The 11,054-nt window shown below is 65.7% G+C and carries 9 protein-coding genes and 1 riboswitch; of the genes, 4 read left to right on the top strand and 5 right to left on the bottom strand.

The features are described from left to right. Positions 1-9: 9 nt before the first annotated feature. The 5 genes from ACUCCZ_RS10540 to ACUCCZ_RS10520 form a co-directional block, all read right to left on the bottom strand. On the bottom strand, positions 10-996 hold the full coding sequence (locus ACUCCZ_RS10540; protein WP_435918312.1) for an ABC transporter ATP-binding protein: 987 nt from the start codon (positions 994-996) through the stop codon (positions 10-12). 11 nt (positions 997-1,007) lie between these two features. After that, entirely contained in the window at positions 1,008-2,012 is a 1,005-nt protein-coding gene (locus ACUCCZ_RS10535) for a FecCD family ABC transporter permease (RefSeq protein ID WP_435918313.1), read from the bottom strand. A 65-nt stretch (positions 2,013-2,077) separates the two neighbouring features. After that, positions 2,078-3,358 (bottom strand): ABC transporter substrate-binding protein, encoded by a 1,281-nt coding sequence (locus ACUCCZ_RS10530; RefSeq protein WP_435918219.1) that lies wholly within the window; start codon positions 3,356-3,358, stop codon positions 2,078-2,080. A 273-nt stretch (positions 3,359-3,631) separates the two neighbouring features. Then, positions 3,632-4,411, bottom strand: a complete 780-nt coding sequence (locus ACUCCZ_RS10525) for an AIR synthase related protein (RefSeq protein WP_435918220.1) — start codon at positions 4,409-4,411, stop codon at positions 3,632-3,634. Positions 4,412-4,472: 61 nt separating this feature from the next. Further along, entirely contained in the window at positions 4,473-6,257 is a 1,785-nt protein-coding gene (locus ACUCCZ_RS10520; protein WP_435918221.1) for an oleate hydratase, read from the bottom strand. Positions 6,258-6,438: 181 nt separating this feature from the next. Further along, a riboswitch (TPP riboswitch) is annotated at positions 6,439-6,533 on the top strand. Here ACUCCZ_RS10520 and ACUCCZ_RS10515 point away from each other — a divergent pair. The 4 genes from ACUCCZ_RS10515 (at position 6,525) to ACUCCZ_RS10500 (ending at position 10,935) form a co-directional block, all read left to right on the top strand. After that, positions 6,525-8,096, top strand: a complete 1,572-nt coding sequence (locus ACUCCZ_RS10515; protein WP_353663378.1) for a bifunctional hydroxymethylpyrimidine kinase/phosphomethylpyrimidine kinase — start codon at positions 6,525-6,527, stop codon at positions 8,094-8,096. (Overlaps the previous riboswitch by 9 nt.) 51 nt (positions 8,097-8,147) lie before the next feature. Then, positions 8,148-9,497, top strand: a complete 1,350-nt coding sequence (locus ACUCCZ_RS10510) for an MFS transporter (RefSeq protein WP_435918222.1) — start codon at positions 8,148-8,150, stop codon at positions 9,495-9,497. Beyond that, a complete protein-coding gene (gene thiM / locus ACUCCZ_RS10505; protein ID WP_435918223.1) occupies positions 9,494-10,264 on the top strand; it encodes a hydroxyethylthiazole kinase in 771 nt (256 codons plus the stop codon). Before ACUCCZ_RS10510 ends, thiM begins: the two co-directional genes overlap by 4 nt. After that, complete coding sequence (locus tag ACUCCZ_RS10500) at positions 10,261-10,935, top strand: thiamine phosphate synthase (RefSeq protein ID WP_435918224.1); 675 nt, start codon at positions 10,261-10,263, stop codon at positions 10,933-10,935. The genes thiM and ACUCCZ_RS10500 overlap by 4 nt, the downstream gene beginning before the upstream one ends. Positions 10,936-11,054: the final 119 nt, after the last annotated feature.

The raw sequence follows: 11,054 nt of genomic DNA, 5'->3' as shown, positions 1-11,054 counted from the left end.
AGCGGACGGTCATGACCGGGTGCTCTCCTCCCGACGACCAGCGAGATGATCATGCAACTGTGACAGGTTCGCCAGCACGTGACCGTCGACCTCCCAACCGCCATCGGAAACGCTCACCGTTACTTTCGCGTCCGCAGGGTCCTCGACCACCCGGTACCCGGATCGTGCTAGGGTGTGATGAGCCAGGTCGGCGTCCACCCCCGACCCCACGACCCGCGCCGTCGGGCGTCCATCGTCGGACTGCCAGAAGGTGAGAGTGCGGAGATCGAAGGTGATCCCCTCGGTCCGGAAGGCCTCCTCGAGGGTGCCGGTGCGGGCCAGGTCCTCGGGGGCACCGATCGTCACGTCAGTGCCGGGACCGGCCACCCACAGGGTGTCGGCGTAACGCATCACCGGCTCGATGTCGTGGCTGCACACCACGACGCCGATGTCCCTGGTTGTACACACGTCACGCAGCATCCCGAGCAGGGCGATACGGCCCGGCGGGTCGAGGAAGGAGGTCGGCTCGTCGAGCAGCAGGATGGATGGCTCCTGGGCCAGCGCCCGAGCCACCATGACTCGTTGACGTTGCCCGTCCGACAACTCGCCGACGAAGGCCTCGGCCAACTCGGTGGCGCCCACCGCGGCCAAGGACTCGTCGATGACGGCCTGGTCGTGGGGCCTCAGCCGTCCCCTGATTCCCGAATGCGGATGACGTCCCAGCGAGACGACGTCGCGGCAGGTGAGACGGGCCACCGATGCTCGGTCGGTCAGCACCGTCGAGAGGGTCTGGGCGATGTGACGACGTGACATCCTTGACGTCGGCGTGCCGTTGAGGGACACCTCGCCACCCAGAGTCGGCTGTAACCCGGCCACCGACCGTAGCAGGGTGGACTTACCGGCCCCGTTCGGCCCGACCAGCCCGATCATTCGACCGGCCTCCACCGATCCCGTCACCCCGGACAACACCGTCGTGACGTGGTGGCCCGAGGTGTAGCCGACGGACAAATCCGTCATGGCAAGACCGATCACGTCGCCTCCGCATCCCGATACCAACGGATGAGGATGACCATGACGACCGGAGCGCCGAAGACCGCGTTGACGGCATTGACGGGCAGGACGTCATCACCCGGCAACTGGGCCAGGATGTCGGCAATCAGGGCCAGGGAGCCACCGGTGAGGATGCAGCCGGGCAGCAGATGGCGGTGATTCGCGGTGCCGAGCACCCCTCGGGTGAGGTGGGGGATGGCGATGCCGAGGAAGCTGATAGGCCCGCAGAAGGCGGTGGCGGCGCCGGCGAGGATCGCGGTACTGGCCACCAGCAGGGTGCGCACCGCCTTGAGGTTCATTCCCATCGTCTGGGCGTAGCGTTCCCCCAACAACAAGGCGTTGAGTGGCTTGGCGAGCAGCAGGCTGGCCAGGATCATGACCACCATGATCGGCACCATGACTCGTAGGTTCTGCCACGTCACGCCGTGGTAGCTGCCGAACTGCCAGCGGGTGTACTGGGCGATGAGCTCCGGACTGGCTCGCGACAACAGCACGGTGACCCCCGACGACACGAAGTATCCGATCATGACGCCGAGCAGCAGCAGGATCGTCGAGGAGTGGATGAATCGTCCTGCCAGCATGACGATGAACAGGACGACGGCCGCTCCCAGAGCGGCTGCCACCATGATCAACAGATCGGGTCCTATACCCAGTCCGGAGGCGAAGGTCGCCGCACCCACCGACGACGCCGTGCCGAGCACGACGAGGGCGACGCCCAGGCTGGCACCCGAGGAGATGCCGAGCACATAGGGGTCGGCCAGCGGGTTGCGGAACAGGGTCTGCATCTCCAGGCCGGCGATCCCCAGGGCCGCCCCGACCAGCAGGGCGGTGATGGTGCGTGGCTCCCGGACGTCCTGGACGATCGTCAGGGACACCGGGTCGACGCCGGTACCCCCGGTGACGATCGTCATGACGTCACCGATGGGAATGTTCACCGACCCCAGCGCCAGCCCGGCGATCGTCACCACGATGAAGATCACCATGAGGATCGCGAAGCGGACGGGCAACGGCAACCCACGCCGCCGTTGCGTCGTCCGTTGCGACGCGGTCACTTGGCTGGTGCCTTCTTGTAGAAGGTGAACTCGTGGTTCGGGCTGAGCTCGGGATGCAGGATGGCGGACAGGTCTGCCAGTACCAGATCAGGACGGACGACGCCGGTCTGCCAGTAGTCGTTTCCGTGCTTCGGGTCATCACGCAGGACGGCGTTCCAGACGCTGCCGGTGCGCACTGCCTTGAGGGCCTTCATGCGCGGGTCGTCCTTGACGATGGCCGGAAGGGAGGCCTTTTCCGACTCGTTGATCTGACCGTCGATCCAGAAGTCGGCGTCATGGGCTTTCCTGAGGATCGTCTCGGTGTCCAGTTTCGATGAGACCACGCCGTGGACGTCGGTGAAGACGTACTCGCCGCCTGCGTCACGCAGGAACTGGATGGAGTAGTTCTCGTTGGACTTGATGTACCAGACACCCTTGAACTGGTAGCCGTAGAGCACGCTGGGTCGCGTCTTGACCTTGGCCGTGAGCTGGGTCGTCTCGTGGTATTTCTTGGCGATCTCGTCGTACTTCTCGTTGGCGACCTTCTCGGTGTTGACGAAGAGGGCGTCGTACTTGATCCACTCGGCTCGTCCCAGCGGCGTGTTCTCGAGGAAGTCGGGCTCGGCGACGACTGGGGTACCCATCTCCTTGACCTTGGCGAACTTGCCGGGGTCGTCGTGGCCGCTGATGATGAACAGGTCGGGACGCAGGGCGGCCAGCTTCTCGGTGTTGACCTCGGTGGTGCCGTCCCCGACGCCGAAGTCAGCGACCTTGTGATCCCTGAGGGCCTGACGGGTCTTCGGGTCACCGACCTTGTCCACACTGGCCATTCCGACCACGGCGTCCAGTTTGTTCATCATCTGGAACTTCATCGGCTCAGTGGTCGAACCCAGCGCCACCTTGGTGGTGGGGATGGTGATCCGCTGTGCCTTGGCGAGGTCACCGTCCAGCTTCGGCTGCGGGGCGCCGCACTGCACCAGGACGTACTGCACGGGTTTCTTCGCGGTGTTCGACGGGTTCTTGACCGTCACCACCTTGTACGACTTGTGGTACGACACGGTGAGGCCACGGGCATCACGGAAGGTCGCCTTGTCGGGGAAGTAGTCCTTCGAGGAGTCGAAGTCCTTGATACAGCCGGACGTACTCCCGCCGGTGTTGGCGGAGGACGATGCCGCCGGCTTGTCGCTCGGTGTAGGTTTGCCCTCGGAGCCCGAGCATCCTGCCAGCGCGAGGCTGGGGGCTACGAGGAGGGTGATGAGGGCCGAGATCTTCCTCGGCGTGGTCTTCGGGGTACTCACGCGGTTCTCCCTGCGGTCATGCCGCAGGACTCGCTGTGACACGCGCGTTGTGTGCCCGGCAGACTCCTACGGCGAGAGTCGTCACCTGCCACTCCGCAGGGAGTCGACCGGACTGAGCCGTGAGGCATCACCGTTGCGCGACAGTGTCGGATTCTCACCGACTTCGCTCGCTGAGGAGTGCCCCGGACCGAGTCCGATTCGAGGCAATCGCAGAGTAACACCCATGTGAACGGTGGTGAGCAAGGGGTGTGGTGATCCTCAGGTATCGAGCCCTCAGGATTCTGATGCGAGCCGACCAATGACCGTCCATGGCCGTCGCGGGGCCACCAGGGCGTGCAGTTCCTCGACGGCACCCGGACCACAGGCCAGTACGAGGCAGGTCGAGGGTCCTCCCGAGTGCATCAGGTCAACCTCCACCTTCCGCAACTCAGCCCGTAGTCCTGCGGCGGAGGCGAGCTGCGCCGCCTCCCAGGCGATCCCATGAGAACCCACCGGGACGCAGTCGTGGACCTTCCCGGAGGCAAGCAGGTCTCGCACCTCTGACACGGTCACGATCTCCCTCCGGCCTGGGGTGACGTCGTCGTCAGGGGCTGAGATGGGTGCCCCCACGCAGATCAGCACGTCACCATCATGAGCCCTGGGTGGCTCTCCTTCCGGCATGACGCCGATGACTGTCACGCCAATCCCGGTCTGGGTCGTCGCGACGTTGTCCTCCGTTGAGCCCGTGACCGCCTGGGGGTCAATTCCGGCGGTGACCGCGCAGTGGCGGAACTCTTCGATCATGGGCTCGGCGGACCTTCGATCCTGGCAGAGGGTGTCGACGAGGATGAGGGGGTGCGCACCGGCACACAACACCTCCAACAGCGGCACCCGCGCTCCCAGATGAGCACACCACACCGGGTCAGCCGGGTAGGAGTCGTCAGGACGCGGACCGATGCCACCGACGGTGTCGCAGGCGATGACCAGGCGAGACGCCGGGACATCGGCCATCAGCAGGTCACGCAGTCTGGTGACGGGCAGCGGGGACGAGGGGACATGGTTCGGGGCGGTCACGGTGCCATTCAATCGCGACCGCCCCGAAGCCGCACTGTCAGGGCGTCATGACGTCAGCACGTCACGGCAGGATGTCCTCGAAGTAAGTATTGTGCAGCAGCTTCGACAACAACCATCCGCCAGGCAGGCGTCCATCATTGAGTGTCTTGGCGGAGGCCAGCAGGGCCCGGATGTCGTACTGGGCCGGCCAGATCGGCGGGATGTCACGGTCGAGGTCGAGCAGCCCGTAGACGGCCATCATGGCGGTACGGGCCGATCCCTCGGTGGTGAAGATGCAGTCGTCGGGGGTCTCGACGAACTGTCCCAGGCAGGCCAGGTTCACGCAGCCGTCGGGGATAACCTCGGGTCGGTCGCCCTTGCCACGCGGCATGAAGAAGGCCGTGACGTGGGGCATCGTCGCGATGCGCACCTTCGTGTGGGCCTTGATTTCCTCGAACTGGTCGAGCAGACCGAAGTGGTAACAGTATTCCTTGAGTAGCTCCTCGCCGGTGCATTCCAGCATCGGCTTCTTGATGAGGTCGCCCTTCTTGAGCGGGTACAGGCCGTAGGCCCATGCGACACCCCAGTCCTTGGGCTGGCCATGGAACTGTGGCTGACGGTTCATCGTCAGGGAAATGCACCACGACGAGTCTTCGGCGGTGATGATGCCGCCGGTCACCGTGCGTCCGGACAGCGGATCGTTGCCCGTCAGTTCCTTGATCTTGCGCAGGAACGGGTGGTCGGCGCCGATGAAGTTGAAGCTGATCGACTGCCACACCGTCTTGTCGGCGTCGGCGCAGAAGACGTCGGGGCGCCCGAAGACCGGGGAGCGCTTCACGAGGTTGCGCCACAGCTCCCATCCGGCCTGCATGTCCTTGTGGTAGGGGGCAGGGGTGTCCATGTCGCCGTATCCGGTGCATTCAGTGAGCGAACCGTTCGTCACGAGGACGAGGTCCTTCGGCGTCATGTCGATGCGATGCTCGCCGCCTTCCTTGTCGCGCCACAGAATACCTCGGGCGATCTTGCGGTGGGCCGTGATCTCCAGGTCGACGTCGAAGACCAGTGACTCGTACTGGAAGTTGACGCCCTGGTCGGTCAGCCAGCGAACTAGCGGCACGACGAAGGAGTCGTACTGGTTGTACTTGGAGAACCGCAGGCACGACAGGTCGGAGAACCCGGGCAGGTATTGCAGGAAGCGGTGCATGTAGCGCTTGAGCTCGGTGAGCGACTGCCACTGCTCGAAGGCGAACATCGTCTTCCACAGGGTGTAGAAGGTCGAGTTGAGGAAATCGTCGTCGAACCAGTCCTCGATGGACTTGTAGTAGGTGTCTGACTCCTTGGCCAGCAGGAGCTTGACGATCGCCAGCTGACCTTTCTTGTTGAGGCCCATGTGGTAGGCGTCACGTTTGTGTCCGCAGTTGTTGATGATGCGGCAGTTGTTGACGTTGGGGTCGTTCTCGTTGGTGATGCGGAACTCGTCAAGTACCGAGTATGGGGCCGGCATTTCCAGGGCGGGAATGTCCTGCATGATGTCCCAGAAGCACTCGAAGTGTTGACCCATCTCGCGGCCACCGCGGGCGATGAAACCCTTCTCGGTGTCGCCGTTGCCGTCGAAGGCGCCGCCGGGAACCGTGAGTTCCTCGAGGATCGTGATGTTGGCGCCGGGCATCTGGCCGTCGCGGATGAGGAATGCGGCAGCGGTCAGGGCGGCGATGCCGGACCCGACGATGTAGGCCTTCCGCTCGGCGACGTCGTCGGGGGGAACGGGCCGGTTGTGGGTGTAGGTGCCCAGGTCGTTGTGGACGTAGGCGTTGCCGTCAGGGCTGACCGGGTAGCTGCGCTGATAAATCTTTTGGAAGTTCGTCATGATTCACTCCTCATACGACTTCGCCGGAGAGTTCTCCGGTGAACTCCAGCGTTGCCCACGATAGCGCCGATCGGCTGCGATGGACCCCCATTGTCATGAGACGTTCGCATGAGTTTTCTCAGGTGTTCTGCGTTGCCAGGGCTCGGGGGCAACCCCTCGTCGTAGCCGGGTGCCATACTTGGTTGTGGACACGGGGTGCGCCGTATCGGCGCTGAGATCACACCCGTGGAACCTGATCTAGTTCGCACTGGCGAAGGGATGTCCGCGATGACTTCTTCCATACCCATCAATTCGTCGCAGGGCTCAGCCCCGCGCGTCCTCTCGATTGCGGGAACGGATCCCTCCGGGGGCGCCGGCACTGCTGCCGACACCAAGTCCATCACCGCGGCTGGCGGGTACGCGATGGCCGCCGTCACCGCCCTGGTGGCCCAGAACACCCAAGGGGTGCGCGCGATCCACACCCCGCCCACCGAGTTCCTCACGCAGCAGTTGGCGGCGGTCAGTGACGACGTGGCGATCGACGCCGTCAAGACCGGCATGCTCGGCACCGTCGAGATCATCGAGACGGTCGCCGGGTTCCTTGACGAGCACCGTCCGCCCGTTGTCGTCGTCGACCCGGTCATGGTCGCCACCAGCGGGGACAGGCTCCTCGCCCCTGACGCTGAGGTGGCCATGCGCGAGTTCTGCCTCCGGGCAACCGTCATCACCCCGAACATCCCCGAGCTCGCAGTGCTGTGCCAGAGTGAACCGGCGAAGGATGCCGAGGAGGCCCTGGAACAAGCGCGCGGCTGGGCCAAGGAGACCGGGGTCGCCGTCATCGTCAAGACCGGCCATCTCGACTCCTCGCGCGTCGACAACATCTGGGTGACCCCGGAGGGGACGACGTACACCGCACAGATCACTCGGGTGGAGACGACGAACACCCACGGCACCGGATGTTCGCTGTCCTCGGCCCTGGCCACTCGGCTGGGTGCCGGGGACGCTCCCGGTGACGCCCTGGGCTGGGTCACCAACTGGCTGCACGAGGCGATCCAGCACGGGTCAGAGTTGAAGGTAGGCCGGGGACACGGTCCGGTGGACCACTCCCACCGGGCACGACGACTGTCCGCCGATGCCTCGGCGGTGGCCTGGTTCGGGCCGATTGAACCGCTGGCATCTCCCGAGACCCTGGTCGGCTCGTCGGAATCAGCACCCACGGCTGCGGTGGCCCCGGTTGGTCCGTGGACGACGGCCCTGTGGCAGGCCAGCGAGGATCTGGTCCGTCAGATCCAGGCATCGGACTTCGTCGCTGCCCTCGTCGACGGCACCTTGACAGGACACGCCTTCAACTTCTACCTCGGGCAGGACGCCCAGTACCTGGCCTGTTACTCACGAGCTCTGGCCGCTCTTGCGGCTCGCGCCGTCGATCCGCAGGACTCGGTGTGGTGGGCGCAGTCATCCCAGACCTGCATCGTCGAGGAGGCCGCCCTGCATCGCACCTGGTTGGCGGGACGCGATCATGTTCCGGCTGGTCCGGTGACGACGGCCTACACGGATTTCCTACTGGCACGAACCCTGGGTGACGACTACGTCGTCGGGGTGGCGTCGGTCCTGCCCTGCTTCTGGCTGTATGCCCAGGTGGGAGCTGGATTGCCGCAGGTTCCGGAAGGCCATCCCTATGCGTTGTGGCTCGACACCTATCGGGACCCGGAGTTCACCAAGGCCACCTCGCACACCCTCGATGTCGTCGAAAAGGCCTTCGAACAGGCCGGCCCGGCTGCTCGGGCACGCGCGGCCCACGCCTACCTGACTGCCTGCCGTCATGAACTGGAGTTCTTCGACCAGGCAATGCGCGTCTGAGTCACCATCACCCCACTTCAGACACACACCATCTTTCAAGGACCTGCCTTCATGACCACCACAACTTCACTGCGCACCGCCACGAACACCTCGTTGACGATGCCTCCCGAAGGACGGGCCGCCCTGCGTGCTGGCGTCGTCGGCAACTGGATTGACAACATCCACGTCTTCCTGCCCCTGACGGCCCTCGCCCCTGCGATGGCGGTGCTCGCCGGGCCCTCGGCCAGCGCCTCCATGGGCGCCCTCGTCGTCATCGCCATGCTGCTGGGGCGCCCCCTCGGCGGGATGATCTTCGGACGCATCTCCGACCGGCTGGGACGCACCCGCACCACTCGGGTGGCCATTGCCGGCACCGCGACCTGCGCGGGGCTCATTGCCGTCATGCCCACCCACCAGCTCATCGGGGCGTGGACGATTGGGCTCATCCTGCTGCTGCGATTCCTGGGCGGGATCTTCGTCGCCGGTGAGTACTCCGCCGCCATCCCGTTGGCGATGGAATGGTCATCTCCCAAGAAACGCGGCTTGGCGTCCGGGGTCATCCTGTCGATGGCTCCCTGGGCCCAGGCATCGATCGCCTTCGCCGTCGCCGTCATGCTGGCCGCTCTCGGGCCGGACCGCTACGCCGCATGGGGATGGCGCATCCTGTTCGTCATGGGCGCTGCGATGAGCATCGGGATGATCGTCTACTACTCCCGGCGAGTCTGCGACGCCCCTCTCTTCCACCGCTCCGACAACTCCAAGGAGGCATGGAAAACCCTGACCCCCGGTGTGCGTGAGGTCATCGCCGGGGCGTGGGCGCCGGCCTTCTGGCAGGTGTTCACCCTCATGACGGGGCTGTGGCTGCTCACCGACACCACCGTGCTGATCCTCACCGCGCGACTGCGTACCGACGCCGGGTTGACGGCTACGGCGACCTCCTGGGTGATGGGAGTCGCCTCCGTTGGTCAGGCGATCTTCATGGCGCTGGCCGGGCACTGGTCCACGAGGGTGGGACGACGCCGTCTGCTGGTGTGCTGGGGAATGAGCGCGGCGGTGCTCGGCCCGCTGCTGTGGTGGGGAGCGATCAGTTCCGCCTCGGCCGGCAGGGCAGCCGTCTTCGCCGTCGCCCTCCAGGTGGCGACGGTGTCGGCCTACGGTCCCATCTCGGCCTACCTGTCCGAGAGGTTCCCGACCGAGGTGCGTTCCACCGGTTACGGCATGGGGTACAGCCTGTCCCTCATCCTGCCGGCTCTGTACCCCTTCTACCTGCCGGGTCTGGAGAGAGTGTTCGGACACCTCGGTGCGGTGCTGGTCCTCGTCGTGCTGGGTGGTTTGCTGGTGGTGCTGGGCGCCGCCCTCGGACCGAGGCTTTCGGGGGCTGACATTGACGCTGACATCGACGAGGTGGCGAGGGTGGCATGACGATTGACGAGGTGGTGGCGGCTGCTCGAGGTAATCCGCCCATGGTTCACTGCCTCACCGCGACGGTGAGCATGTCACTGGTGGCCGATGGCCTGCTGGCTGCCGGGTTACGCCCGATGATGACCGAGACCCTCGAGGAGGCTCCGGTCGTCGTCTCGGCTGCTGACGCCCTGTCGGTCAACCTGGGCACCCTGTCCACCGATGGCATGGTTGGTATTCCGGCCACTGTCGCCGCTCGGCCCAAAGACATCCCGTGGGTCCTCGACCCGACCGCGATCGGGCTGGCCCCGGTGCGTACCCGGATGGCTCGGGAGTTTCTGAACGAGGGTCCCGACGTCGTCAAGGGGAATGCCTCCGAGATCCTTGCTCTCGTCGGAGGACGAGGGGGACGCGGGGCCGACTCCGCCGACACCCCCGAGCACGCCGTTGACGCGGCCGTCGAGGTGGCGCGACGAACCGGGGGAGTCGTGGTGGTGTCGGGGCCGACCGATGTCGTCGTCACTGCTGACGGAGTGGCCGAGAAGATCTCCCGAGGCCATCCGCTCATGGCCCGGGTGACCGGAACAGGCTGTCTACTAGGGGCATTGACTGCCGGATGCCTGGCGGCAGTGGACGATCCGATGGAGGCGGCGGTCGCGGCCGTCACCTGGTTCGACGTCGCCGGCGAGGTCGCGGCGGCCCGTGCCGGCGAGCCCGGTAGTTTTCGTGTGCAACTGCTCGACGCCCTTGACGAGGTCGCGAGAACCGGAGTGGAGGGGACGAGATGACCCTGGACCTGCGTTGCTACCTGGTGACCTCGGGAACCGACCGTCACACCGTCGAGACGGCTGCGCTGGCCGCCGGGGCCGGTGCCGGAATCGTCCAGGTGCGAGCCAAGACCCTGGCCACCCGGGACCTGCTGTCACTGGTCCTTCGGGTCGGCGAGGCGGTGCATCGTGCGAACCCGAAGACGCTGGTTGTGGTCGATGACAGGGCCGACGTCGCCTGGGCAGCGATGCGCGCCCGCGGGAACGTTCACGGTGTGCACCTGGGAGTCGAGGACCTTCCGGTGCGTGATGCCAGGGCCATGCTCGGGCCCGACGCCATCGTCGGTTACACCACCGGAACCCTGGACCTGGTGAGGTCGGCTGAGCCCTTCGCAGACGCCTTGGACTACCTAGGTGCCGGCCCCTTCCGGCCCACCCCGACGAAGGACTCCGGACGCCCGCCGCTGGGGGTGGAGGGGTACCCGGCTCTGGTGCAGGCGAGTTCTCTGCCCATCGTCGCGATCGGCGACGTCCAGGTTGACGACGTGGCTGCGCTGGCGACGACGGGCGTCGCAGGGGTTGCGATGGTGCGCGCCGTGATGGCCGCCGACGATCCTGCCACCGTCGTCGCGCAGGCCATCAAAGCATTTGATCGCGGTCGGGAGGGCTGCTTCCCCTCAGCCGAAAGGTGACGCCCATCACGCGTTCTGAACCGCTCGGCGCTCGTCCGTTGGTAAACCGTGAGGATCCCGTACACCCCCGTATGGGATCAGTGGGGGCGGGGCGGCGACCGCTTTACGACACGGTTACG

The organism is Cutibacterium nasicola, assembly GCF_052654715.2.
This window is presented reverse-complemented; position numbering and strand designations above follow the sequence as displayed.

What these genes read in the sequence shown, in the direction of transcription:
- ACUCCZ_RS10500 (WP_435918224.1), top strand. Translation starts at nt 10,261, where the DNA reads ATGACCCTGGACCTGCGTTGCTACCTGGTGACCTCGGGAACCGACCGT.
- ACUCCZ_RS10540 (WP_435918312.1), bottom strand. Translation starts at nt 996, where the DNA reads ATGACGGATTTGTCCGTCGGCTACACCTCGGGCCACCACGTCACGACG.
- ACUCCZ_RS10535 (WP_435918313.1), bottom strand. Translation starts at nt 2,012, where the DNA reads ATGGTGATCTTCATCGTGGTGACGATCGCCGGGCTGGCGCTGGGGTCG.
- ACUCCZ_RS10515 (WP_353663378.1), top strand. Translation starts at nt 6,525, where the DNA reads ATGACTTCTTCCATACCCATCAATTCGTCGCAGGGCTCAGCCCCGCGC.
- ACUCCZ_RS10510 (WP_435918222.1), top strand. Translation starts at nt 8,148, where the DNA reads ATGACCACCACAACTTCACTGCGCACCGCCACGAACACCTCGTTGACG.
- ACUCCZ_RS10520 (WP_435918221.1), bottom strand. Translation starts at nt 6,257, where the DNA reads ATGACGAACTTCCAAAAGATTTATCAGCGCAGCTACCCGGTCAGCCCT.
- thiM (WP_435918223.1), top strand. Translation starts at nt 9,494, where the DNA reads ATGACGATTGACGAGGTGGTGGCGGCTGCTCGAGGTAATCCGCCCATG.